The sequence below is a fragment of the Sorangium sp. So ce302 genome, from assembly GCF_051530145.1.
Taxonomy (GTDB): Bacteria; Myxococcota_A; Polyangia; order Polyangiales; family Polyangiaceae; genus Sorangium; species Sorangium cellulosum_B.
Window position 1 is genome coordinate 3,939,089 of record NZ_CP150326.1, and the last position, 25,170, is coordinate 3,964,258.

General features: G+C 72.8%; 22 protein-coding genes. 9 read left to right on the forward strand and 13 right to left on the reverse strand.

The features are described 5' to 3' along the window. The first annotated feature begins 377 nt into the window (after positions 1–377). The 5 genes from WME73_RS15050 to WME73_RS15070 all read left to right on the forward strand — a co-directional run bounded on the left by WME73_RS15050 (position 378) and on the right by WME73_RS15070 (position 5,008). Positions 378–788, forward strand: coding sequence for an AraC family ligand binding domain-containing protein (locus WME73_RS15050; RefSeq protein WP_437746142.1), 411 nt, complete (start codon positions 378–380; stop codon positions 786–788). Then, positions 785–1,618, forward strand: a complete 834-nt coding sequence (locus tag WME73_RS15055) for a class I SAM-dependent methyltransferase (RefSeq protein WP_437746143.1) — start codon at positions 785–787, stop codon at positions 1,616–1,618. The genes WME73_RS15050 and WME73_RS15055 overlap by 4 nt, the downstream gene beginning before the upstream one ends. A gap of 168 nt (positions 1,619–1,786) precedes the next feature. Next, positions 1,787–3,793: a type VI secretion system Vgr family protein gene (locus WME73_RS15060; protein WP_437746144.1), complete on the forward strand. Its 2,007-nt coding sequence runs from the start codon at positions 1,787–1,789 to the stop codon at positions 3,791–3,793. 19 nt (positions 3,794–3,812) lie between these two features. Continuing rightward, positions 3,813–4,169, forward strand: a complete 357-nt coding sequence (locus WME73_RS15065; RefSeq protein WP_437916124.1) for a PAAR domain-containing protein — start codon at positions 3,813–3,815, stop codon at positions 4,167–4,169. Beyond that, entirely contained in the window at positions 4,166–5,008 is an 843-nt protein-coding gene (locus tag WME73_RS15070; RefSeq protein WP_437746145.1) for a DUF4123 domain-containing protein, read from the forward strand. Before WME73_RS15065 ends, WME73_RS15070 begins: the two co-directional genes overlap by 4 nt. 18 nt (positions 5,009–5,026) lie before the next feature. Here WME73_RS15070 and WME73_RS15075 read toward each other — a convergent pair whose 3' ends face one another. Further along, a complete protein-coding gene (locus tag WME73_RS15075) occupies positions 5,027–7,372 on the reverse strand; it encodes a DUF2169 family type VI secretion system accessory protein (protein ID WP_437746146.1) in 2,346 nt (781 codons plus the stop codon). Positions 7,373–7,436: 64 nt separating this feature from the next. Then, on the reverse strand, positions 7,437–7,979 hold the full coding sequence (locus WME73_RS15080) for a hypothetical protein (protein ID WP_437746147.1): 543 nt from the start codon (positions 7,977–7,979) through the stop codon (positions 7,437–7,439). A 71-nt stretch (positions 7,980–8,050) separates the two neighbouring features. On the opposite strand from WME73_RS15080, the gene WME73_RS15085 reads away from it, so the two are divergent. Continuing rightward, a complete protein-coding gene (locus tag WME73_RS15085; protein WP_437746148.1) occupies positions 8,051–8,596 on the forward strand; it encodes a DUF4123 domain-containing protein in 546 nt (181 codons plus the stop codon). Between the two features lie 214 nt (positions 8,597–8,810). Here the strand turns inward: WME73_RS15085 and hypE are convergent, their stop codons facing one another. Genes hypE through WME73_RS15140 form a run of 11 tightly spaced genes read right to left on the reverse strand, consistent with a single transcriptional unit; the run spans position 8,811 to position 19,419 of the window. Further along, positions 8,811–9,851, reverse strand: coding sequence for a hydrogenase expression/formation protein HypE (hypE, locus tag WME73_RS15090; protein WP_437746149.1), 1,041 nt, complete (start codon positions 9,849–9,851; stop codon positions 8,811–8,813). Then, complete coding sequence (gene hypD / locus WME73_RS15095) at positions 9,836–10,963, reverse strand: hydrogenase formation protein HypD (RefSeq protein WP_437746150.1); 1,128 nt, start codon at positions 10,961–10,963, stop codon at positions 9,836–9,838. The genes hypE and hypD overlap by 16 nt, the downstream gene beginning before the upstream one ends. Continuing rightward, positions 10,960–11,205, reverse strand: a complete 246-nt coding sequence (locus WME73_RS15100; protein WP_437746151.1) for a HypC/HybG/HupF family hydrogenase formation chaperone — start codon at positions 11,203–11,205, stop codon at positions 10,960–10,962. The genes hypD and WME73_RS15100 overlap by 4 nt, the downstream gene beginning before the upstream one ends. A gap of 2 nt (positions 11,206–11,207) precedes the next feature. Further along, positions 11,208–13,523 carry a carbamoyltransferase HypF gene (gene hypF, locus WME73_RS15105; protein ID WP_437746152.1) on the reverse strand — a complete coding sequence of 772 codons (2,316 nt, stop codon included), beginning with the start codon at positions 13,521–13,523 and terminating at the stop codon, positions 11,208–11,210. A gap of 2 nt (positions 13,524–13,525) precedes the next feature. Beyond that, complete coding sequence (locus WME73_RS15110; RefSeq protein WP_437329410.1) at positions 13,526–13,867, reverse strand: hydrogenase maturation nickel metallochaperone HypA; 342 nt, start codon at positions 13,865–13,867, stop codon at positions 13,526–13,528. 4 nt (positions 13,868–13,871) lie between these two features. Further along, entirely contained in the window at positions 13,872–14,537 is a 666-nt protein-coding gene (locus WME73_RS15115) for a hydrogenase maturation protease (RefSeq protein WP_437916125.1), read from the reverse strand. Beyond that, entirely contained in the window at positions 14,534–15,946 is a 1,413-nt protein-coding gene (locus WME73_RS15120; RefSeq protein ID WP_437916126.1) for a Ni/Fe hydrogenase subunit alpha, read from the reverse strand. Before WME73_RS15120 ends, WME73_RS15115 begins: the two co-directional genes overlap by 4 nt. After that, positions 15,936–16,712 (reverse strand): oxidoreductase, encoded by a 777-nt coding sequence (locus tag WME73_RS15125; RefSeq protein WP_437916129.1) that lies wholly within the window; start codon positions 16,710–16,712, stop codon positions 15,936–15,938. Before WME73_RS15125 ends, WME73_RS15120 begins: the two co-directional genes overlap by 11 nt. Positions 16,713–16,717: 5 nt before the next feature. Next, positions 16,718–17,623 carry an FAD/NAD(P)-binding protein gene (locus tag WME73_RS15130; protein ID WP_437746156.1) on the reverse strand — a complete coding sequence of 302 codons (906 nt, stop codon included), beginning with the start codon at positions 17,621–17,623 and terminating at the stop codon, positions 16,718–16,720. Beyond that, complete coding sequence (locus WME73_RS15135) at positions 17,620–18,087, reverse strand: cyclic nucleotide-binding domain-containing protein (protein ID WP_437916131.1); 468 nt, start codon at positions 18,085–18,087, stop codon at positions 17,620–17,622. Before WME73_RS15135 ends, WME73_RS15130 begins: the two co-directional genes overlap by 4 nt. Before the next feature lie 6 nt (positions 18,088–18,093). Next, entirely contained in the window at positions 18,094–19,419 is a 1,326-nt protein-coding gene (locus WME73_RS15140; RefSeq protein ID WP_437916132.1) for a 4Fe-4S dicluster domain-containing protein, read from the reverse strand. A 165-nt stretch (positions 19,420–19,584) separates the two neighbouring features. Between WME73_RS15140 and ppsA the strand changes: the two genes are divergently transcribed. From ppsA to WME73_RS15155, 3 genes are all read left to right on the forward strand, one after another. Beyond that, entirely contained in the window at positions 19,585–21,912 is a 2,328-nt protein-coding gene (gene ppsA / locus WME73_RS15145; protein WP_437916133.1) for a phosphoenolpyruvate synthase, read from the forward strand. Positions 21,913–22,058: 146 nt separating this feature from the next. Next, positions 22,059–24,209 carry an ABC transporter substrate-binding protein gene (locus WME73_RS15150; RefSeq protein ID WP_437916134.1) on the forward strand — a complete coding sequence of 717 codons (2,151 nt, stop codon included), beginning with the start codon at positions 22,059–22,061 and terminating at the stop codon, positions 24,207–24,209. 2 nt (positions 24,210–24,211) lie between these two features. Continuing rightward, positions 24,212–25,168: a branched-chain amino acid ABC transporter permease gene (locus WME73_RS15155; RefSeq protein WP_437916135.1), complete on the forward strand. Its 957-nt coding sequence runs from the start codon at positions 24,212–24,214 to the stop codon at positions 25,166–25,168. Positions 25,169–25,170: the final 2 nt, after the last annotated feature.

The window sequence follows — 25,170 nt, forward strand, 5'->3', positions numbered from 1 at the left end:
GGTGCGGTGCTTGCCACATGTCACAGATCGCCCCGGCGGCGCGCGATGGCACGATCAGAGCGTGACGGCGGGCGTGACATGTCACGCTCTCGGGTGTGACATGTCACGCTGTCGGCCGTGACATGTCACGGCGGCTCGCCCGGCGCAGAGGTCGAGCCGTCGGCCCGGCGCGCGCCGCGGCGCGCCCATTGGGGTCGAATTTGCCGCGTCGGCGCGCTTGCGCTGCGCCCATGGACGTCACGCCGGGGAGGGCGCGCCAGGCGGCATGCGCGTTGCGTTGTTGCCCGCTCGCGACTCCCGTCCACGGGCGCGCGGCGCCGCCGCGCCATCACACGGAGCTGAGCGCCATGATGTCTGCGCCGATACCGATGACGACAATGAATCTCCTCTCGAGGTCCCTCTCTGTCGAAAAGCGGATCGACGAGGCGGTCCTCTGCGCCAACGTGCCGAGCCCGCTGTCCTCGGTCGCATTCCATGAGGACGTCGAGTGCATCCGCAGGTTCTTCGCCGCGGGGTTCCCGGTTCACCTGGCGGTTCACCGGGTGGACAGCGCCGAGGCGGCGCGCCGGGACTACACGGCGCTTCACACCCACGACGGCCCGGAGATCAACCTGATCCTCCCGGATCCCGCGGGCCTCGAGTACCGCGTCGAGCTCGGTTCCCGCGTCCACCACGTCACCGAGAGCACGAGCATCTGGATCCCGCCGGGCGTCCCGCACTCGGCGAACGTGGTCGAGGGCTCTGGCTACTTCATCACCGTGCGCTTCGACCATGGGGGTGCGACATGAGACGTGACCTTCCTCGGAGCCTCGACAAGGACGTTGGCGTCAGGAGGCCCGCCGTGGCCGCGTCGAGCGCCGCGCAGGCCTACCGGAGAGGGAGCCTCTGGCAGAGGGGGCGCGGCGAGCGCCTCATCGCGTTCGCCGGCGTGAGGCGGGGCGAGCTCGTGCTGGACCTCGGCTGCGGCACCGGCGGCCTCACGCGGCAGCTCGCCGAGATCGTGGGCCCCGACGGGCGCGTCCTTGGGATCGATCCGGACGAGGCGCGGATCGCGCTCGCCCGGCGCACCGCAGGCGCGCCCAACCTGGAGTTCCAGGTGGCGGCGGCCGAGACCCTCGGCGAGGTCGCCCGGGGCCGCCCCTTCGATCTCTTCTTCTCGAACTTCGTGTTTCACTGGATCCGCGACAAGCGCGCGGTCCTCCGCCTGATGCGCGACCTGCTCCGCCCCGCAGGGCGCATCCTCGTCCAGTGCGTCTCGTCGCTCCCCGCGCTCGTCGGGGAGCTCTCGCGGCTCGCCGACCCTTCGGGGGAGAAGATCCTGCGGGATTTCGCCTTCGAGGACGCCGCGGCGCTCGCGCACCACGTCGAGGGCGCCGGGCTCCAGCTGCTCCGCCTGGAGGAGCAGCATGGAACTCACGTGTATCCGACGCTGGACGCATTGCTGCGGTGGTGGCAGGCGACGACCCACGACCGGTTCGACCCGAGGGCCGTCGAGCCCGCGGCGCTCTCTCGGTTCGCCGAGCAGCACGGCGACGGCGGCGTGTTCCGGGTGCGCGAGACGTTCTGCTGGTTCGAGGCGCGGCTCGCCCCGGCGCACTCGTGGGGACGCGAAGGCTGACTCCCTGAATCTCGAGGGTTTTTTCTGGATTGCGTCGACGTTTGTCTGGTCTCGGGGCCAGGACGACGCGATGCTCCTGGCTGCCACGCCCCCGTTCTTTTCCGAGGTGGGCTACCATCCGCTCTCCGCAGCCTCCCGCGGCGGCGCTCGCACCCAGGACCGATCCGAATGTCGATCTTCGAGCTCTCGTTCCAGTCCGGGGAGGCCTCGCTCTCCGTGCGCCGTGTCGTGGTCCAGGAGGCTGTCTCCGAGCTCTTCGCCGTCTCGGTGTGGGCCCGGTCCAGGCTCTCGGATCTCGAGCTGGAGTCGCTCGTCGGCCAGAGCGCGTCGCTCCAGATCCAGCCCGACGCCGCGCACCTCCACTGGCTGAGCAGCAGGCTCTGGCAAGGCGTGTGCAGCCACGTGGAGCAGGTGCAGGCCGAGCCGACGGGGCTCTCGACGTACTACCTCCGCATCGTGCCGCGCCTCTGGCTGCTCACCCAGCGCCGCGGCCACCGCATCTACCAGCACCTCTCCATCCCCGACATCGTCGACGCGCTCCTCGGCGAGTGGGCGATCGAGCCGGCGTGGAAGATCGATCGCGGCGCGTACCCCAGGCTCGAGTACAAGGTCCAGCACGGCGAGAGTGATCACGCCTTTCTCTCCCGCCTCCTCGAGGAGGCGGGCATCGCCTACACCTTCCCCGACCGCGGGGCGGACACCAAGCTCACGCTGAGCGACAAGCTCGAGGCGGAGCCGCTGAGGCCGGGGCCGCCGCTGCCGTACGTCGACAACCCCATCGAGACCGCCGAGCGCGAGTTCGTCACCAGGGTGCGGCTCGGCCACGAGGTCCGGCCCGGCGCGAGCACGATCCGCGGCCACGACTTCCGCAAGCCCTCGTTCGCGCTCACCGGCGAGGCGCCCCCGGCGCCCGCGCCCGAGGCGAAGTACGAGCAGTACCGCTACGAGCCCGGCGCGTTCCTCGCCGCGAGCGCCGGGGGCGGCGCGCCCATCGGCGACGCCAAGGGCGTTTACCGCCACGACCCGAAGCACGGAGCCGATCTCTCGACACGGGTCCTCGCGGCGATGCGCGCCGACAAGCGCGGCGTGCTCTTCGAGGCCAACGTGATCGACCTCTACCCCGGCCGGGTCTTCGCCGTCGATCAGCACCCGCACCCGGAGTTCGGAAGAGGGCCGTTATTGGTGGCCGAGCTCGAGATCGTGGCCTCGCTCGGCGAGCCGTGGAGCGTGCGCGGGCGCGCGCTCTTCGCCGATTCCAAGGTCCCGTACCGGCCGGCGCGCAAGACGCCCAGGCCGGTCGCGCCCGGGCTGCAGAGCGCGACCGTGGTGGGGCCGCCGGGCGCCGAGATCCACACCGACGAGCTCGGGCGGGTGCGCGTGCAGTTCCCGTGGGATCGCGAGGGCAAGCTCGACGACAACAGCTCGTGCTGGATGCGCGTGAGCCAGGGCTGGGCGGGCGCCGGGTTCGGGATGTTCATGCTCCCCCGCGTCGGCCAGGAGGTGCTGGTGGCCTTCCTCGACGGCGATCCAGATCTCCCGATCGTGGCCGGGCGCGCCTTCAACGGCCGCGAGCTCGTGCCGTACAAGCTGCCGGATCACAAGACGGTGAGCACCTGGAAGAGCAGCTCGTCGCCCGGCGGCGCGGGGTACAACGAGATCAAGTTCGAGGACCAGGCGGGCCAGGAGCTCGTCTACATGCAGGCGCAGCGCGACAGGAACCAGCTCGTCAAGCGCGATGAGGTCGAGCGCACCGCGCGCCACAAGCGGAGCACCGTGGGCGGCGACGAGCACGTGGTCGTGAAGGGCGCGCGAAAGCAGCTCGTCCACGGGGGCGACCACGTGCACGTGAAGCTGGACCAGCGAACGGCCGTCGACGGCTCGGTGTCGCTCACGGTCGCGGTGAACCGGGACGAGCGCGTGGGCGCGAACCACGCGCTCGAGGCCGGCAAGCAGCTCCACATCAAGGCGGGCGCGACCCTGGTGCTCGAGGCCGGGCAGCGGCTCACCATCAAGGGGCCTGGAGGCTTCATCGACATCCACCCGGGGGGCGTCGACATCGTGGGATCCATCGTCAACATCAACAGCGGCGGCGCGCCGGGCGCCGGCCAGGGCGCGAACCCGGCGGCGCCGCTCCAGGCCGAAGAGGCGCACCCCAAGGACACGCCGTCTCCCTGAGACGAGGAGGAGCGAGATCATGCCCGCCGCCGCGCGCCTCACCGATCTGCACACCTGCCAGACCCACCCTGGGCCCACGCCGATCGTCTCGTCGGCCAGGACGGTGAACATCGGCTTCCTGCCCGCGGCGCGGGTCGGCGATCGCGCCGCGTGCCCGGCCAGCGCCGCGATCGTCCAGGGCTCGGCGACCGTGTTCATCGAGGGCGCCATGGCCGCGCGTCTCGGCGACGAGACGGCGCCGAATGGCGCGATCGTGACGGGGTGTCCGACGGTGAACATCGGCTCGACCCCCACCATCGATGCGTTGCTCGCCGCGTCCGTGTCGGGGACTCCGTTCCTCGATTGCGAGAGCTGCCGGATGGACGGCGCCGGGTGAAGGCGCTGCTCCATGTGACATCAGGGCTGCTCGCCGGGCGGCGCGTGCGCCTCCAGGCCGGCGAGGCGCTGCGCGTGGGGCGCCTCGGGCGGGCGGATATCGTGATCTCGCAGGACGAGCAGATGGCGCCGGTGCATTTCGAGGTGGCCTGGGATGGCGCCGTGTGCCGGCTCGTCGATCGGAGCCGCCGGGGGACGCAGGTCGACGGCAAGGCGGTCGCCGAGGCCACGATCGGCGACGGCGCGCTCGTCGTCGCGGGGCAAACCCACTTCCTGCTGCGGCTCGTGCCCGACGAGCTGGGCGCCGATCTCCCGCCAGCGCTGCCGCGCCCGCCGCCGTCACGGGAGCTGCTCGCCGCGCGGGAGGTCGCGCTGGAGGCGCTGCAGAGCGAGCCGGAGCCGCTCTTCGCCCTCCTCGACGCCGCCCGCGAACGGCGCATCCTCACGCTGCTGCGCGCCTGCGAGGACGAGAATCGCTCGCTCTTCGAGGGCGTCGCGGGCGAGGCGATGGCCCGGGCGGCGCCGCACCTGGTGCGGATCGAGAAGGGGTCGGCGCTCCTGCCGGTGCTCGTGAACGAGGGGTGGGGCGAGAGCTGGGGAGTCTACCTGACCGGGCGGAGGCCTCTTCGAGAGGTGCGGCAGAGATTGCGGCGGTCGCTGATCGTGAGGGACGAAGAGACGGGGAGGGGGCTCTATTTCCGGTTCTACGATCCGCGGGTGCTGCGGTTGTTCCTGCCGTCGTGCTCGGCGCGGCAGCGGAGCGAGATCCTGGGGACGGAGATCGGCGGGTTCGTCATCGAGGGCGAGACGGGCGAGGCGCTGCGGCTCGGGGGGGCGTGACGGCGCCTGTCCGGATCCTCATGATGCGCGCGGCTGCCTGACCTGCACCACCCGCCCCAGCGCCGCCGCCTGGAGCGCCACCGGCTCCGCCTCCCGCTCGTCCATCGCCGGGTGCACCGCCGCGATCACCCGCGCTCGGAAGCGCGCCGAGAGCGGCAGCGCCTCGGCGATCGAGGCCGGCAGGTAGATGACGAGCGGCTGCGTCTCTCCCGCGACGCGCAGCAGCCCGCGCAGGTGCGGCCCGCCCAGCACCTTGCGCTTCTGGTAGTGCCGCTGCTCGAGCAGCGCGCGCTCCACCTGCTCGTTCGCGAGCTCTACACGGCCCCTCTTGCCGTGGCCGAGCGCCTCGCGGATCTTCCCGCACAGCGCCTCGGCGACGGCGGGCGCCGTCGAGACGCCCGGCGTGGCGAGGAATTTCTCGGCGGCCCCGAGCGCCGCCGCGAGCGCGTCGTCGCCTGTCGCGAGCGGCGTCGCCGTGGAGACAAGCGCCTTCAGCGTCTCCACTTCGTCAAAGGACAGCGAGAGCTCGCCCTCGATCAGCTCGAGGGGCGGCACCGGCATGCCGCGCTTGCCGGCGGCGCGCGCGAGCGCCCCGTGCACGCCCGCGACGTCGGCGGCTGCGCCGCGATCGAGGATCTCGAAGACCTGCGCCCGATCCTCGATCTCGGCGGGCTCGTCGGAGAGCGCCGGATCGTCGGCCTCCGGGTCGAGGGGCTCGGCCTCCATCGCGTCGAGCAGGCGCTGCCAGGCCGGCTTGCGGACGATGCGCGGCACGCTCTTCCGATCGAACCAGACGAGCGTCAGCGCGTCCCGCTGCGCCGGCGCGAGCGCGGCGCTGGCGTCCGCTGCCCCGCCTGTGCCCGCGAGCATCGCGCCGATGGTCTGCGGCGCCGCCGGCGCGTGCGGGATCATGCCCATGGCGCTCGACCCGGGCTGCGGAGCGCCGGCCGCCCAGGGGCTCACCGGCTCGCCGGCCTTCGCGATCGGCGGGGCAGGGATCGGAGAAGGGGTGTTGGGAGGAGGGGTGTTCGAAGGAGGGGTGTTCGATGCGGCGGCGGGGGGCGGCGCCGAGGACGGGGCGACGAAGGGGAGAGGCACCTTCGTCGCGTCCTCGGTGAGATCGCCCGTCTGGCCCTCGGTCGAGCTCGGCTTCGGCCGGACACCGGGCGGCTCGGCTCGGCGCGGAGCGGGCGCCTCGGGAGGAGGCGGCGTGGGCGGTCCCGCGCGAAAGGGCATGATCGGCGCCTGCACGGCGTCGAGCGACTTCACCGGCATGTCGACGGTCTGCTTCGACGGGCCGAGGGAGGGAGGCTTCACCTTGGGCGCGGCCGGGGCCACCCGCGGCGGCGGCTGGGGCCCCGGCGCCGCGGGGGTGGGTGCCTCGGCCGGCGCCTGCCTCGCGGGCCGCTCCAGCGAGACGCGGATCTGCCCTGACTCCTTGGGGCTCGCGAGCGGGAGCTGGCCTCGCCAGGTCAGCGTGCAGAGGAGGCGAGCGGTGTCGATCACGAGCGTGTCGCAGCGCATGGCGAGATCGCGCGGCCCGCCGGCGCGGCCGGTGACGGTCGCCCGCGGGCGGACGCCGGGAAGGCTGGTGACGAGGCGCGGGTGGCGAGGATGGAGGTTCTCGAGCACGATCTGCTCGTCCTCGCGGAGCTGCAGCAGGCGCTGATCGAGCGGAGCGACGTTGAAGAAGGTGCGATCGAGATCCTCCGGCAGCGGGCTCGAGAGGAGCGCTCCCGACGACCAGGCCGCCGCGTGTCTGCCGAGCCTGCGGCGCCGCAAAGGCCAGGTGGGGGCGATGGGCCCGAAGCCCACCGCCGCGATGGGGTCGTCCGGGCTGGCCACGATCCGATCCACGGGGAGGAGGTTCGGGACGGCGGCCCTGCCGCGGGCGTCGCGCGCCTCGCGATGGATGCCCGCAGGGTTGTCCGTGTCCGGCCCGCCCGCGGCGCGCTCGTAGGCGAGCGGCATCGTCGTGAAGTGCGCTCCTTCCTGGAGCTCGCCCTCCTGGGTGAACCGGCGATCGCAGAACACCTGAATGGGTTTGTCGATCTCGCCCACCGCCATCCGCGCGATCAGCGACCGCGCGGGGCTGCCGCCGGGCGCGTGGGCGTGGCCGACGAGGACGACATCGGCGCCCTGCTTCAGCGGCGCGAGATCGCTCGCCTCGATGAGGCTCCGCGCGGGGTCGTCGTCCAGGTGCGCGTCGCGCTCGCGGATCGGCTCCTGCGCGGGCGCGAGCGGCGACTCGCCCGGCGCGAGCGTGAACGTCGCCTTGCAGACGACGGTGAGCACCCAGGTCAAGGAGCGCACCTGCCAGAGGAGCGAGGCGACGGGGAGCGGCCCGTCGGAGACGACGTCCATAGGTGGGCCGACGGTACCACCACTCCGGCAAATTGGATTCGGTCAGGCGCGGCGCTCCGCGCCGTCAGGGGGCGCGCGGGCTGTCCGCGATGAACGGGAGCCCTGCCGCGGCCGCGTCCCGGAACGCCTGGGCCGAGGCGGCGGCCCGCTGCAAGCACGGCCAGCACGGCTCCTCCTGCGCGTCGTCGGGCTCCTCCGCCGGCGCTGCCGCGGCGCGCGGGCGCTGGGCCGGGACCGCCGCGGCGGGAGAGGGCGCGGGCTGGGCCAAGTCCTTCCCGGAGCCACCCTGGTCCGGGGCCTCCGCGAGGTGCACCTGCCCCGCCGCGAGCGCGGCCGCGAGGTGGTCGATCACCTCGCGATCGTCCGGCGATATCGAGAGCCAGGGCCGATCCTCGCGGAGGAACCGCCGCAGCTCGTGCAGGATCTCGGCGCGCGCGCCGAGCGAGGCGATGGTGCGCCGCGCCGCGAGCCGATCTCCGCGAAGCGGCACGCGATCGCCCGGGGGCGGCTCTTCCCACGACCAGAAGAGATCGATCCACCGCTCCTCGCCCGGCCTTGCGGTCCCGCCGCCCTCCGGCGAGACAAGGTCGAGAAAACGCTCGTTCAACCGCAGCCGCAGCACGGAGGCAGGTTATCATGCCCGGGGCCGCGCCGGGCGGCCCCGCCGCGAGGTGATGGATGGATGACGCCGCGCTCGATCGAATCGTTCAGCACCTCTGGGGCGCGGAGGCGGATCTGGTCTACGCCGTCCTCGACGGCGCGCGCGACACGGCGATCTCCGACTCGGTGCGCTCCTCGGACCTGCCGCACTGCTGCCTCCTCGCGGGCGAGCTGGGCCCGGAGCTGGCCCAGGTGGCGCCCTACCTGGTGAGGCTCCAGCGATCGGGCGAGCTCACGCGACGCCTGCTCCGGCTCGGGTGGGGGAAGAGCTGGGGTATCTTCCTCGCCACGCCGTCTCCCCTCGAGACAGTGCGGCGGCACCTGCGCCGCCTGCTCCGCGTCCTGGGTCCGGACGGAGCGGCCATGTTCTTTCGCTACTACGACCCGCGGGTATTGCGCACCTACCTGCCCACGTGCAACGCCGGCGAGCTCGGCGAGGTGTTCGGTCCTGTCCTCCGCTACGCGGTCGAAGGCGAAGGCGCCGGGGAGCTCGTCGTGTTCCGGCGCGCCGGGCCCGAACTCGCGCGCTCCGTGATCGACCTCCGCGCGGCCGCGCCGGCGTGAATCGGACGTTCCCGAAAGGACCACCTCGGCTCGACTTCGGAGACACGCTCCTTCGGTGGACATAGATCAAAATAGGTAAGAAGCGCGCACGACATCGGGTGATGATGTCGTGACCAGCTCAACGCCCAACGATCTTGACGCCCACCGTGCCGTGTCGCTCGAGCCCCGCATGGCTCGCCCGACATGAATGCTTCGCGCGCTCCGAGCCGCGGCTTCAGCAGATTCGCGGGAGCTGCTCGCCGGAGAGCAGATCGAGCGTGCGCCGGGTCCCGAGCCGGGTCCTCAGGACAACGCTCCCTTTTCCCTCTCCGACGATCCGACCGATGCGTGCGGCTCCCCGGCCGAGCGGGTGGTCGCGCAGGCTCGCCAGGGCGCGCTCCGTCTGGGCTTCCGGCAGGAACGCGACGAGCCGGCCCTCGCACGCCACGTAAAGCGGGTCGAGCCCGAGCAGCTCGCACGCCCCGAGGACCGCAGGTTCCACGGGGATCTGCGCTTCCTCCACCTCGACGTGGACGCCCGCGTCGAGCGCGATCTCGTTCAACACGGCCGCGAGCCCGCCGCGCGTCGGATCCCGCAGGCAGTGGACGTCGATCCCCGCCTCGAGCAGCGCTGCAGCGAGGCCTTCGACCGGCGCGCAGTCGCTCTCCACGGGCTCCTCGAACGCCAGCGCCTCACGCACGGACAGCACCGCGATCCCGTGCCGCCCCACGTCGCCGGACACGAGTACGGCATCGCCCGGCCGGACCCGGCGCGGCGCGATGGCCACGCCCTCGGGCACCACGCCGATGCCGGCGGTGTTGATGAACAGCCCGTCTCCCTTGCCCCGGTCGACCACCTTGGTGTCGCCCGTCACGAGCTCGACCCCGCACGCGTCCGCAGCGGCGCGCATCGACAGCGCGATCTGCTGGAGCTCGTCGATGGGCAGCCCCTCCTCCACGATGAAGCCGGCGCTCAGGTAAGCGGGCCGGGCGCCCGTCATGGCCAGGTCGTTCACCGTGCCATAGACGGACAGCTTGCCGATGTCACCTCCGGGGAAGAAGCGCGGATGCACGACGTAGGTGTCCGTGGTGAACGCGAGGGACGCGCCGCCGAGCCGCACCACGGCGCCGTCATGACGGGCCGAGAGCGGAGCGCTGTCGAAGGCGGGCAGGAAGACGTGCTCGATGAGCTCACGCATGAGCCGCCCGCCGCCGCCGTGGGCAAGCTGGACCGTCCTTTCGCGCAGCGGCGCGGGGCAGCTCATCTCGAACCGCACGGCGGGTCCGCCCTCCGGTAACGGTAGTAGGCCGCGCACGCTCCTTCCGAGGAGACCATCGTGGCGCCCAGCGGAGTCTCCGGCGTGCAGCGCACACCGAACGCGGGGCAGTCCGGCGGCTTGATCACCCCCTGGAGCACGAGGCCGCTCTTGCAGTCGGTCGATGCCCGGGGCTCCGGGTCGCCTGCCGGCGCCCTGCGCACCGAACCCCCGAACCGCCGCTCTGCATCGTGGTCCGCGTAAGGCGCCCGGAGCCCGAGCCCGCTCCCGGCGATGGGACCGATGCCTCGCCAGGTCCGGGGCACGATCTCGAAGACCTCCCGGATCATGCGCTGCGCGGGCTCGTTGCCGGCCTCGCGCACCGAGCGGGCGTACTGGTTCTCCACGTCGGTGCGGCCCTCCTCGAGCTGCCGGACGCACATGAAAATGCCCTGGAGGATGTCCATCGGCTCGAAGCCCGTGACCACGATGGGGACGCGGTGCTCGGCGGCGAGCGGGCGGTAGGCGTCGATGCCCATCACCGTACACACGTGGCCCGCGGCGAGAAACCCGTCGACGCGCCGATCCGGCGCCCGGAGGATCACCTCCATCGCGGGCGGCACGAGCACGTGCGACACGAGGAGCGAGAAGTTCCGGATGCGGCGGCGCCGCGCCTCGAACGCCGCCATGGCGTTCGCGGGCGCCGTGGTCTCGAAGCCGACCGCGAAGAAGACGACCTCACGATCCGGCAGGCGCTCGGCGAGCGCGAGCGCGTCGAGCGGCGAGTAGACGACGCGCACGTCGCCGCCCCTCGACTTCACCGCGAACAGGTCGTCGCTCGAACCGGGGACGCGCAGCATGTCGCCGAACGAGCAGAACGTGACCTCCCGGCGCGAGGCGATCTCGAGCGCACAATCGATGAGCTCGACCGGCGTGACGCACACCGGGCAGCCAGGGCCGTGGAGGAGCGAGATCTCCGGGGGCAGGAGCTCGTCCAGGCCGAAGCGGACGATGGCGTGCGTCTGACCGCCGCAGACCTCCATGATCGACCAGGGGCGAGAGACCACCCGCCGGATCGCATCCACGTACGGCCCGACGCGCTGCGCGTCGCGGTACTCGTCGATGAACCTCATCGCGGCTCCTCCCCCTCGCGCGCCGCGCCGAGCTCGTCGAGGTAGGAGAGCGTCCGCCGCGCCGACGCCTCGTCGATGCGGCTGATGGCGAAGCCCGCGTGCACGATCACGTAATCGCCGGGCTCCGCCTCCGGCACGTAGGCGAGGCAGATCTCCTTGACGATCCCGCCGAAGGCGACGCGGCCGAGCCGGAGGTCGCCACCCGCGACGCCGAGGATCTTGCCGGGGACGCCGAGGCACATGGTCACGCCTCCACCGCGTCTGCGCCGCGCCGCGCGGCCACGAGGACCTGGCCGAGCGACAGGCCGCCGTCGCCCGGCGGGTAGAGCTTCGGCGCGTAGACCTCGACGCCTCGCGCCGCGAGGCGCTCGCGGATCGACGCGGCGAGGAGCGCGTTCTGGAAGCACCCGCCCGCGAGCACGACGCGCCCGAGGCCGCTCGCGGCAGCGAGCGCCTCGGCGACGTCCACGAGCGCCGCGTGAAAGCGGGCCGCGATGACGCCGGGCGGCACGCCGTCACGCCGATCACCCAGCACCGCGTCGATCAGCGGGCCGAAGTCGAGCACCGCCGGCACCCCGGGCGCGCTTGCGCGCAGCGGCAGCGGATAGCCCGCCTGCTCGCCGGCCGCCTCGGCCAGGCACTCCAGCTCCATGGCGGCCTGCCCCTCGAAGCTCGCCGCCCCGCGCAGGCCCGCGAGCGCCGCCACCCCGTCGAACAGGCGCCCCACGCTCGTCGTGCGCGGCGAGCCCGTCCCGCGCGCGAGGATGGAAAACAGCGGGCCGAGCTCGGCCTCGCGGAACCAGGCGCGCGCGTGATCCCGGGCGCCCTCGCCGTGCAGCTCCCAGAGCAGGCCGAGCGCGGAGCGGCGCGGCTCCCTCATGGCGCGCTCGCCGCCCGGCAGCGGGAAGGAGCGGAGGTGCGCCGCGCGGCGGAACGACGCCCCGTCCACGACCAGCGCCTCGCCGCCCCAGAGGGCGCCGTCGAGCCCGTAGCCGGCGCCGTCCCACGCGAGGCCGAGGACCGGTCCGTCGATGCCATGCTCGGCCATGCAGGCTGCGACGTGCGCGTGGTGGTGCTGTACCCGGACGAGCGGCGCGCGGAAGTCCGCCGCGAGCTGCTCGGCGATGCGGCTGGACGCGTAGTCGGGGTGGAGATCGCAGGCGATGCGCTCCGGCCGCACCCGGAACAGGCGCGCGAGCTCGAGGGCCGTGCGCTCGATGAGCGCGGCGCCCTCCGCGGTGTGCGCGTCGCCGAGGTGCTGGCTGACGACCACCTGGCCGTCGAAGAAGAGCGCCGTCGTGCTCTTCAGGTGGCCGCCGAGCGCGAGGATCGGCGGGGCGGCGACCCGCAGCGGGAGAGGCAGCGGGGTGAAGCCGCGCGCGCGGCGGAGGAGCTCGACGCCAGCCGGCCCGATGCGGACCACGGAGTCGTCGAGGGGGCGCACGATCGGCCGGTCGTGCACGAGGAACAGGTCGGCGACGCCGCCCAGGCGCTCCAGCGCGTCGGATGTGTCGGTGCAGATAGGCTCGTCCGAAAGGTTGCCGCTCGTGCAGACCACGGGGCGACCGACGAGCTGGAGCACCAGCCGGTGGAGCGGCGTGTAGGGCAGCAGCGCACCCAGGCGCGGCGTACCCGGCGCGACCGCGTCGGCGATGGCGACCCGCGCAGCGGCGGGCGAGAGCCGCCGCAGCAGCACGATCGGCGCCTCGGGACCGTGCAGCGCGTCCGCCTCCGCGGGAGACACGCGGCAGGTGCTGCGCACGGCGTCGAGCGAGCCGAACATCACCGCGAACGGCTTGGCGTCGCGGCGCTTCCGCCGGCGCAGGAGCGCGACCGCGTCCGGCGATGTCGCGTCGACCAGCAGATGGAAACCACCGAGCCCCTTCACGGCGACCACCTTCCCCGCCAGCACCGCGGCCGCGGCCTCGCGGAGCGCGCCGTCAGGCGACCCGGAGCCCCGAATGCCGGGATCCATCGGGTCTCCGGCTGCGGCGGCGAGCTGGACGTGCGGGCCGCATGCCGGGCAGGCGATGGGCTCCGCGTGGAAGCGCCGGTCCGAGGGGTCCGCGTACTCCGCGGCGCATGCGGGGCACATCGGGAAGCGATCCATCGTGGTCCTGGTCCGGTCGTACGGGAGCCCCGAGAGGATCGTGTAGCGGGGGCCGCACTGCGCGCAGCTCGTGAACGGGTAGCGGCGGCGGCGTCCGGTCTCGCTGTCCACCTCGCGGGCGCACGCCTCGCAGACGGCGAGATCCGCGGGCATCGACGGGCGCACCCCGCTCTCCGCCTCGCTACCGAGGATCTGGAACGGACCGGTGTCCTCCTCGGCCCGCCGCTCGATCTCGATGCGCTCGACGCGCGCGGGCGCGCTGGGCTCGCGGGTCAGGCCGGCGACGAAGGCGTCCAGGCTGCGCTCCGGCCCCTGCACCTCGATCTCGACCCCGCCGGGGCGGTTCCGCACCCAGCCGCCCAGGCCGAGCGCGGACGCGCGCCGGTACACGAACGGCCGGAAGCCCACCCCCTGGACGATGCCGTACACGCGGAGCGCGAGGCGCGGCACGGCTACTCCACCTCCATGGCATCCAGGCCGAGCCCCAAGCGCCCGAGGAGCGTCGCCTGGTCGCCGCCGCAGCGCGGGCAAAGCAGGACGTGATGGTCGGGCGCGTACGTGCCGCCGCACGAGAGGCAGCGCGCCTCGACGCGGTGGAGCCGCAGATCGAGGCGCGCCCCCTCGGCCGGCGTGCCGCGCGCATGCGCCGCGAAGTGGAGCGAGAGGCTCTCCGGCGAGAGCGCCTCGGCCTCGGCCACCCAGCCGCGCACCGAGACGACCCGCGTCGCCCCCTCGGCCGCGGCGCGGTCCAGCGCGGCGGAGAGCAGCTGTCGAGCGATGGACGACTCGTGCACGGGCTCACCCTCCGAGGAACGAGAGGACGCGGGCGACAGCCCGGGGGACCGCCGCGGCCACGTCGGGCGACAGGACGAGCTCGTCCAACGCTCGGGGCTCCGGGTCGCCTGACGGCGCCCTGCGCCCCGAACCCTGGTCCAACGCTCGGGGCTCCGGGTCGCCTGACGGCGCCCTGCGCCCCGAACCCTGGTCCAACGCTCGGGGCTCCGGGTCGCCTGACGGCGCCCTGCGCCCCGAACCCTGGTCCAACGCTCGGGGCTCCGGATCGCCTGACGGCGCCCTGCGCCCCGAACCCCGCGGACAAGGCCCGCCGATGCTCACGCCGACGATGCGGATGTCGGGTGAGAGCCGATCCGGCGCCGTGATGCGAGCGAGCTCGATGGCCTGCCCGACGCCGAGGCCGTGCGTCGAGACCGGGACAGGCGCACCGGCGGCGAGGTCCGAGGGCGAGAGATCGAGCACCTCCCCGGGCGGCGACGCGAGCACGGCGTCGACGACCACGACCGTCGCGGGCGTCTGGAGGAGCGAGACGAGCGCGGTCGCGTCCCTCGCCTCGACGACCTCCGCGTCGCCCGGCAGACCCCGGCGGCGCAGCGCCTCGAGCACGGCGAGCCCGGCAGCGTCGTCCCCGGCGGCGCGTTGCCCGAGGCCGATGATGCGCGCGGTCATCGCGGCGCCTCCTCGACGCGCAGGGTGAGGAAGTGCGTCGCGCAGGAGATGCAGGGGTCGTGGTTGCGCACGGCCTGCTCGGCGCGCGCGGTCGCCTCGCGGAGCGGCAGCGACGCCAAGGACGGCGACAGCGCGCAGAGGTCCTCCTCGATCGAGAGCTGGTTCTGCGACGTGGGCGGGACGATCTTGGCGTCCAGGATCGTCCCCTCGGCGTCGAGCGTGTAGCGGTGGTACAGGAAGCCGCGCGGCGCCTCGGAGCCGCCGTAGCCCGTGCCCGCGCGGACCGCGGGAGGCGCGACGAACGGCGCCGGCGGGGGCGCGTACGCCTCGATGATCCGGATCGACTCCTCGAACGCCTGAAGGATCTCCACGAGGCGCACGAGCAGGCTCCGGAACGGGTTGCGGCACGGGACGGCGAGGCCGGCGGCGCGCGCCGCGTCCTGGACCTCGGGGAGCAGGCGATCGAAGCTCAGGTTGAAGCGCGCGAGCGGGCCGCACAGGTAGCTGCCGCTGTCGCGTTCGGTCGTCCGGGGCTCCGGGTCGCCTGCCGGCGCCCTGCGCCCCGAACCCCGGTCCAACGCTCGGGGCTCCGGGTCGCCTGCCGGCGCCCTGCGCCTCGAACCCCGGATCCTCGACCTCAGCGCGGTCGACCAGGAGACGTGCTCCTCGACGAAATGGGCGTCGTAGTCGCGCACCTCGATATCGAGCCCGCCCGAGGAGACGAGGCGCCCCTCGGCGATCGCGTACACGTCGTCGCTGCGGAGCGCGACGAACTCGTAGGGCCGCTCGAGCTCCGGGCACGGCAGCGTCGCCATCCAGGAGAGGCACGCGCGCGTGCGCTCACTCCCGGCGCGCAGCTCGGGGAGCAGGCCCTCGATGTCCGCGCGAGACGGCGCGCTGTAGAAGCCGCCGACGCGGGTGTTGACCGGGTGGATCTCGCGGCCCCCGAGGAGCGCGACGATGGCGTTCCCCGCCTTCTTGATGGCGAGCCCCTTCGCGACCCAGGCGCGGTGGTCGCGCGCCATGGCGACCGCGTCCGGGTAGCCGAGGAAGTCGGGCGCGTGCAGCAGGAAGACGTGCAGGGCGTGGCTCTCGATCCACTCGCCGCAGTAGAGGAGGCGCCTGAGCGCGCGGAGCTCCGGGCCGAGCTCGATGCCGAGCGCGTCCTCCATCGCGCGGCACGCGCTCGTGATGTACGCGACAGGGCAGATGCCGCAGATGCGGGACGTGATGTCGGGCGTCTCCGCGAAGCCTCGACCGCGGAGGAACGCCTCGAAGAACCGCGGGGGCTCGAAGATCGAGAGGCGCGCCTCCTTCGCCCGCCCGTCCTCGATCACGAGCGTCAGCGAACCCTCGCCCTCGACGCGGGCGAGGTAGTCGACCGCGATGGTGCGCGTCTCACCGTTCATGCCGCTCGCTCTCCGCGCGGAACGCCGGGGCGTTCGCGTTGAAGGTGCGGTGGAGCCGCACGAGGTCGCGCTCCGGCACGCCCGCCGCCTGGAATGCGCGCGAGAGCGACTCCATGTTCGGCGCCTCCATGGGCCCGAAGCAGCCATAGCAGCCGCGCTGGTAGGTCGGGCAGAGCGCGCCGCAGCCCGCGTGCGTCACCGGGCCGAGGCAAGGCGTCCCGGTCACCATCACGCACACGTTGCTGCGGCTCTTGCACTCGACGCAGACGCTGTGGCTCGCGACATTGGGCCGGCGCCCGTGGAGAAAGGCGCTGATCACCTCCAGGAGCTGGCGCTTGTTCACCGGGCAGCCGCGCAGCTCGAAGTCGACGGGGACGTGGTCGGCTATCGCCGTGGAGGTGGCGAGGGTCTCGATGTAGGCGGGCGAGGCGTATACGACCGACAGAAACTCGCGTACATTCGCGAAGTTGCGCAGCGCCTGGATGCCCCCCGCCGTGGCGCAGGCGCCGATCGTGACGAGCGCCTTCGACAGCCGCCGGACCTCGCGGATCCGCTCGGCGTCGGCGGGCGTCGTGATCGACCCCTCGACCAGCGACAGGTCGAACGGCCCAGCGCGCTCGAGGCTCGTGGCCTCCTTGAAGTAGGCGATGTCGATCGCGGCGGCGAGCGACAGGAGCTCGTCCTCGAGGTCGAGGACGCTGAGCTGACAGCCGTCGCACGAGGCGAACTTCCACACGGCGAGCTTCGGCTTCGCGCGGCGCGCCATGGCGCTCACAGCTCCCGGACCGCGAGCAGCGGTCCCACGCGGTCGTAGCGGAGCACGGGGCCGTCCTTGCAGACGAAGCTCGGCCCGAGCTGGCAGCGGCCGCAGATCCCCACCGCGCACTTCATGTTCCGCTCCAGCGAGGCGTGGACGCGCTCGCCGGGGACGCCGCGGCGCTCGAGCTCGCGCGCCGTGAAGCGCATCATCACCTCCGGCCCGCAGACGAACGCGACCGCGCGGCCCGTATCGAAGTCGGCGAGGCGCAGGAGGGCCGGCACGACCCCGACGTGCCCGCGCCACCCGGGGCCTGCGCGGTCCACGGTCACGAGCACCTGCAGGTCGGCGCGACGGCTCCAGCGATCGAGCTCCCTGCGGTAGAGCAGGTCCTCGGGCCCGCGGGCGCCGTAGAGCAGCGCGACGCGGCCATAGGCGGCCCGGTGCCGGAGGATGTGGCAGAGCGCCGGGCGCAGCGGCGCCATCCCGAGCCCGCCGGCGAGGAGCAGCACGTCCGCGCCGCGCGCCTCGTCGACGGGCCACGGGCTCCCGAACGGGCCGCGCAGCCCGAGTGCCATGCCCGAGCGGAGGCGCCCGAGCGCGCGCGTGACCGAGCCCGCCTCGCGGATCGTGTGCAGGAGCCGATCGGGCCGCGCGGGATCCCCGCTGATCGAGATCGCGACCTCGCCGACCCCGAAGGCGTAAAGCATGTTGAACTGGCCGGGCGCGAAGACGAGGCCGCCCGGGCGGCCCGGCAGGTCGATCGTCGCCGTGAAGGTCGTCGCCGTCTCGCGGTGGACGCGCCGCACGCGCGCCGGCTCCGGCGCCCAGGGGTTTGGGGCGGAGGGCGCCGCCAGGCGACCCGGGATCGCGGCGTCCGGAGCGAAGGGCAGCGGGATGTCCCGCGGCACGAAGGTCATGGCTCGGCCCTGTAGACGTCGAGCCGCTGCAGCCGCACGCGCTCCAGCCGTGCGTAGAGCTGCCGCAGGAGGCGCAGGGACACGGCGTACCCGAGCGCGGGATCGGCGTCCGAGCACGCGCGCACGTGCGCTGCGTCGAGCCCGATCGAGCGGACCGGCGTGGCCGCCCGCGCGTCGAGCACCCATCGCCGCGGCGGGAAGAGCCAGTGCAGGCCCAGGATGTCCCCGCCCGCCAGGCTCTCGACCTGCACAGGGTCGCGGCCGGGGCGGTGGATCTCGAGCGTCACGCGCCCCTGCGCGAGCAGGTAGAGCGTGTCCGCCTCGCCTCCCTCCCGGAGGAGGAACGCCCCCTCCGGGAAGCTCCGCGCAAACGCGCGCTCGGCCAGGCGCGCGAGGTGCGCGGCCGGGAGCCCGTCCAGGAACGGGTGGGCTCCGAGAATGGGGAGGAGCTCCTCCGCCTTCATCGGCGCCTACCCCTTCCCGGCGGCGACGGCGCCGTCTCCTGCCCGGATGGCGGCCGCCTCTTCGGTGATGTCGATCCCGACGGGGCACCATGTGATGCACCGGCCGCAGCCGACGCAGCCGGACGTGCCGAACTGATCGATCCACGTGGCCAGCTTGTGCGTGAGCCACTGCCGGTAGCGGGCCCGGAGCGAGGCGCGGACGCTGCCGCCGTGCAGGTACGAGTGGTCGAGGGAGAAGCACGAGTCCCAGCGCCGGAAGCGCTCGGCCGTCTCGCCGGAGGGACCCGCGGACGCGGAGTCCCGACCCATGTGGACGGAGGGACCCGCGGACGCGGAGTCCCGACCCATGTGGACGGAGGGACCCGCGGACGCGGAGTCCCGACCCATGTGAACGGAGGGACCCGCGGACGCGGCGTCCCGACCCAGGTCCCGGCCCTCGTCGGCCGGGAGGTCTGTCGCGTCCTCGATCGTGCTGCAGAAGCACGTCGGGCACGCGAGCGTGCAGTTCGTGCATCCGAGGCAGCGCTCGGCCACGTCGTCCCAGCGGGGGTGCTCGAGGTTTCGATAGAAGAGCTCCTTGATGCCGTCCGTCTCGAGCTTCCTGCCCATCTGGGTCGCCGTACGGCGCGAGACCTCGAAGGCAGCGCGGGCGTCGTCCTCGCCCGCGCTGGACGCGCCCGCGCGAGCGAGCAAGGAAGCGCCGGCGTCGCTGCCCACCTCGACGAAGAAACGGTGGCCACCGTCGAGGAGCTCGGTCAGCGCGAGGTCGAAGCCACGCTCTGCGCGCGGCCCCGTACGCATCGACACACAGAAGCACGTCCCGCCGGCCTGTCCGCACTGCACCGCGATCACGAAGAGGCCCCTGCGGCGCGCCACATAGTCGGGATCCGGATGCGGGCCGTCGACGAAGACGCGGTCCTGCACGTCGATCGCGGCAAGATCACACGCCCGCGCGCCGAGGACGGCGAGGCGCGGAGGGGCCTCGGCCTCGTCGGTCCGCGAGATGGATCCGCCGCGCCGCCTGAGCTGCACCAGGCGAAGCCGGGGGACGAACAGGAGGTGCTTGAGCGACCGCGGCCCGACCGCGTAGCCGAACAGCGCCTCGTCCGCGCGCCTGGCGAGCCGGTAGCGGCCGGCCTCCTGCTGCTCGGTCCAGCCGGCGGGGAGCTCCTCCGCGCCCTGGATCTCGTCGTACACGATGGCCCCGCCGCGGAGCGTGGGACCGATGAGCCGGTACCCGTCCTCGCGCAGGCCCTGGAGGAGCGCGGCGATCCCCGGCCGGCCGAGGACGGCGCGATCGCCAGGATGAAAGCCGGTCTCTGCGCCGCTCATGCGGGGCCGGTGAGCACGGTCCGTGCCGCTGGGTTCGAGCAGCAGACGACCAACACTGGCACGGCGGCGGGTCCGCTTGTTGCTCCGACGCACGCACGGGCGATCGAGCGTCCGCCGGCTCAGTGGCGCCGAGCGGAGGCATCCAGATCTCGATGAGGAGACACGGTGACCGCGCACGTCCTCTGGTTCGATTCATTGTCTCGCGCGGATGTCGCGTCCGCCGGCGGAAAAGGCAGCAACCTCGGGGAGCTCACGCGCGCCGGCCTGCCCGTGCCTCCGGGCTTCGTCATCACCGCGGACGCGTATCTCGCGGCGATGGACGCCGCGGGCGTGCGAAAGCAGCTCGTCGCGCTCTTCACCGAGGCCGATCCGAGCGACCCGGCCGGGCTGCGCGCGACCTGCGCCGCGCTGCGGCGCCTCGTCGGGGCCGCGCCGCTCCCGGCGGAGATCCAGGCGGAGATCGTCGATGCCTACCGGAGGCTTGGGCTCGACACCATCGTGGCCGTCCGGTCGTCCGCCACCTCGGAGGACTCGGCCTCGACCTCGTTCGCCGGCATGCACGAGACGTACACCGACGTGACCGGCGAGCAAGCGTTGCTGGATCGCGTGCGCGACTGCTGGGCCTCCGCCTTTGGCGAGCGCGTGGTCAGCTACCGGAAATCCCAGCGCCTGACGGAGGAGCCCGCCCTGGCGGTCGTCGTGCAGCGCATGGTGAGCTCCGAGCGCTCCGGCGTCATCTTCACCGCGGATCCCGCCACGAAGGACACGTCACGCCTCGTCATCGAGGCGGCGTTCGGGCTCGGCGAGGTCGTGGTCGGCGGGCAGGTCGAGCCGGACACGTACACGGTCGCGAAGCGCGGGCCGCGGCTCCTGGAGGCGCGCGTCGGCCACAAGGCGTTCAAGCTGGTGCGCGCGCCTGACGGCGGAGAGCAGCGCGTGGACCTGCCGGAGGACGAGGGCGCGCGGCGCGTGCTCAAGGACGACGAGGTGCTCGAGCTCGCGCGCCTCGCGCTGCAGGTTGAAGAGCATTACGACGCCCCCCAAGACATCGAGTGGGCCGTCGAGGGTGGGGCGACATACCTGGTGCAAACCCGCCCGATCACCACGCTGGGCGCGCCGCACCCCGCCCCCGGAGAGCTCCTCGTCTCGGGGCTCGGCGCGTCCCCGGGCACGGCCTCCGGGACGGTGCGCGTGCTCCGCTCGCCGGAGGAAGGGCAACGGCTGAAGGCCGGCGAGGTCCTCGTGGCGCCCATGACGTCGCCCGACTGGGTGCCCGCCATCCGGCGCGCGGCGGCCCTCGTCACGGACAGCGGCGGGATGACCTGCCACGCCGCGATCGTCAGCCGCGAGCTCCGCATCCCCTGTGTCGTGGGTACGCGCGCCGCCACGCGGACCCTGCGGGACGGCGAGACCGTCACCGTCGACGGCGCGCACGGCAAGGTCCTCGAAGGGGCCCGGGCCGCCGCGGAGGCGCCCGGCGCCGCTCCGGACGGGGCGCCCGCGGGTGCGGGAGCCGGGCCCGCCGCGAAGTCCGAGGCGCCGGCCGAGCGCGTCCCGTCCGCCGCCGGCTCGCGCGCGGCTTCGCCGGCGGTGCTCGGCACGCGGCTCTACGTGAACCTGGCGATCGCCGAGCGCGCCGAGGAGGTCGCCGCGTCGCCCGTGGACGGCGTGGGGCTGCTCCGGGCCGAGTTCATGCTGCTCGACGCGCTCGGCGGCGTGCACCCGAAGGCCTTGATCGCGTCCGGCGGCCGCGACGAGTTCCTCCAGAAGATGTCGGCCTCGCTGCTCCGCATCACCCGCGCCTTCCAGCCCCGTCCGGTCATCTACCGGACCTACGATTTCCGCACCAACGAGTTCCGCGGGCTCAAGGGGGGTGAGCGATTCGAGCCCGCCGAGGAGAACCCGATGATCGGATACCGCGGCTGCTACCGGTATGTCCGGGAGCCGGAGCTGTTCGCGATCGAGCTCGAGGTGCTCGCCCGCGTCCGCGAGGAGACGCCGAACCTGCATGTCATGATCCCGTTCGTCCGCACGCGCTGGGAGCTCGCGGCCTGCCTGGAGCTCATCGACCGGAGCCCGCTCGGCCGCCAGCGCGGGCTGCACCGGTGGGTCATGGCCGAGGTGCCCTCCGTCGCGTTCTGGATCCCGGAGTACGCGCGCATGGGCATCGACGGCGTCTCGATCGGCTCGAACGACCTGACCCAGCTCATGCTCGGGGTAGACCGCGACTCCGCGGTGTGCGCCGAGCTGTTCGACGAGTCCGACGCGGCGGTGCTCGACGCCATCGGGCGGATCATCCAGGCGTGCAGGGCGGCAGGGATCACCTCGTCGCTCTGCGGCCAGGCGCCGTCGAACCGCCCCGAGTTCGCCGAGCACCTCGTGCGGCTCGGCATCACCTCGATCTCGGTGAACCCGGACGCCGAGCCCGCGGCGCGCCAGGTCATCGCGGCGGCAGAGCGGCGGCTCTTGCTCGAGGCGGCGCGGCGGCCGTGAGGGCCGGGGAGGGGTCGCCTGCTATCGTCCCAGGACGAAGCCGAACTTGAAGGGATCGAGCGGGGCGACGAGCAGCTGCTGGAGGCCGGTGAGGTAGGCCTGTCCGATTGACACACGCGCCATACGCTCAATAGCCGCTCGGCAACATGCATCTCGGGCAAACACCCTCGCCCCGTTGCTGGCTGCGCCTGTTTGCCGCCTGCGGGGCGCTCGCCGCCGGAGCGTGCGGCTCAAGCCGCAGCGAACGCAGCTCGGGCGACGGGCGCGACGCCATCGTCATCGGCTCGGCAGTCCCGCTCACCGGCTCCAGCGCCAAGATGGGGCAGGACATGAGACAGGCCATCGAGATGGCCGTCGACGAGATCAACGGCGGCGGCGGCGTGCTGGGCCGCAGGCTGGAGGTCACGTTCCAGGACGACGCCTGCGACGCAGAGGCCGCCGTGGCCGCCGCCCACAAGCTCGCCGCGCAGGGAGCGGTCGCGGCGATCTCCGGCTATTGCAGCGGCGCCCTCCTGCCTGCCGAGCCCGTCTATCATGGCGCTCGTATAGGCGCTGTCGTGCCGGGGGCCAACGCCGTCAAGCTGACGATGCAGGGGTTCGACAACATCAACCTGATGCTCCCGAACAATCAGGTCCAGGCCCGTACGGCCGCCGACTTCCTCACCGCCGAGCTGGGCAAGAGGAGGATTGCTATCCTCCACGACAACTCCGCGTTCGCAAGGGAGCTCGCCGATCTCACGCGGGAGGAGCTCCGGGGCAGGGCCGACGTCGTCGCCTTCGATGCGGTGACGCCCGGCGAGCGGGACTTCTCCGCCGTGCTGACGCACCTCAAGGCCAGGCACCCGGACGCCATCTACTGGACTGGATACTACGCCGAGGGGGGCCTCATCATCAGGCAGGCCCGCGGTCAGGGCATCGACGCCTCGATCATGGTCGGCGACGGTTCGCGCGACGCCGCCCTCGTCGCCACCGCCGGCCTCGCCAGCGCGGAGGGCGTGTTCGTCACGAGCCCCCCGAGCGCCGCCGAGCTCCCGGGCGCTGCAGGCTGGGCGCGACGCTATGCAGCGGCTTACGGCGAACCAGGCCCTTACAGCGCGCAGGCGTACGACGCGGCGCAACTCGTCGCTTCAGCCATCCAGGCGGCAGGCTCCACCGACCGCGCCGCGGTCGCGGCGGCCATTCGCGGCATTCACCACGACGGCCTGACCGGAGCGGTCTCCTTCGACGCCTCCGGCAGGCGCCAGAACGCGAGCTTCGTGGTCCTCGAGATCAGGAAGGGCAGATTCACGCTTATCCAGGGGCTCACCGCCCCGCGCGCCGACGCCGCGCCCCCTGCGCCGCCGCGCGCGGCGGTGGACCCCGGGCCACCCGCTCGCTCCACGAACCGCATCTCGAACGCCCTCGAGCAGCTCTTGAACGCGCTGGTCATCGGTTCGTTCTACGCCCTGGTCGCCCTCGGATACAGCATGGTTTACGGGATCATGCGCATGATCAACTTCGCTCACGGCGACCTGTACGCGCTCGGAGCCTTCGTCGGCTACAGCGTCCTCGCGCTCGCCAGCGGGTCCTTGCTCGGCACGGGCGCGCTCGGAATCGGCCTCGCCCTGCTCACCGCCATGGCCGTCGCGGGCGGCGTGGGCGTGCTGATGGAGCGGGTCGCCTATCGCCCGCTGCGCCGCTCTCCGAGGCTCATCCTCCTCATCACGGCGCTCGGCATGTCGCTCCTCCTGGAGAACGCCATCATGCTCTTCGAGCCCTGGGGGCCCAGCTTCCGTGTATATCCCATCGCCCTGACGCGAGCCGGGACGTCGCTGCTGGGCGTCCACGTGGGATATGCCCACATCGCCATCTTCGCGACGGCGCTCGCGCTGATGTGGGCCTTGCGCCGGATCATCGGGGGGTCCACCGTCGGTCTGGCCATGCGCGCCACTGCGTTCGACGCCGAGGCGGCCCAGTTGATGGGCATCGACGTCAACAGGATGATCTCCCTCGCGTTCTTCCTGGGAGCCGTCATGGCGGCTGCGGGGGGCGTGATGGCCGGCCTGTACTATGGCCAGATCAACTTCCTGATGGGCTTCATCGTCGGGATCAAGGCGTTCACCGCCTCGGTCCTGGGCGGCATCGGGAACCTCTCGGGCGCCGTGGTGGGCGGGATGATGCTCGGGCTTCTGGAGGTCTTCGGGACGAGGAGCGTGGGCGGCCAGTGGAAGGATGTCTTCGCGTTCGCCGCCCTCATCGCGATCCTGATCATCAAGCCCACCGGGCTGCTCGGCGAGCGCGTCGGTAAGAGGATGTGACGGTGAGGCGTCTCGCTGCGCTCGGCTCCGGCGAAAGACAGCTCCTCCGGCGACGGGGGCCCGCAGCCCTGCTGCTGCTCGCGGTCGCCCTGCCGCTCGGGGTGCAGGATCCCTATCTCATGGACATCGCGGTCATGGCCCTCATTTACATGACGGTGGCCGTGGGCCTGAACGTGGTGGTCGGCTATGCCGGCCTCCTCGACCTCGGGCACGCCGCATACTTCGCCGTCGGCGCGTACACGGCGGCGCTCCTCACCCAGCGCGCCGGGCTCTCCTTCACGCTGGCATTGCCCGCCAGCGGCGCCGTCGCCATGGCGCTTGGCTCCCTCATCGGCCTCCTCGTGCTCCGGCTCCGCCGCGATTATCTGGCCATCGTGACGCTGGGCTTCGGCGAGATCACCCGGATCACGGCCACCAACCTGGACGCGACCGGCGGCCCCAGCGGCATCTTCGGCCTCGCGCCTCCGTCTCTCCTCGGGCTCCGGCTGGAGCGACCCGTTCATTACTACTACACGATGCTGGCATTGCTGGTCATCGCCGCGTGCGCTGCGGCCCGCCTGCGCGAATCCCGGATCGGACGAGCCTGGGCCTTCTTGCGGGAAGACGAGGAGGCCGCGGAGGCCATGGGCATCCACACGTTGAGTTACCGGCTCCTCGCCTACCAAATCGGCACCTTCTGCGCCGGCATCGCCGGCGCGGTATTCGCCATGAAGATGACCGCCGTCTCCCCGGCGAGCTTCAGCTTCATGCGCTCCGTCCTCTTTCTCCTGGCGGTGATCGTGGGCGGCGCCGGCAGCGTGCCCGGCGCCATCCTGGGCGGCGCGCTGGTCACGATTCTCCCCGAGCTCCTCCGGCCGGTCGCCGGGTTCCGCTACCTGATCTTCGGCGCAGCGCTCGTGCTGCTCATGCTCTTTCGCCCGACCGGGCTCTGGCCCGCTCCGAGAAGAGCGGAGGAGTAGTG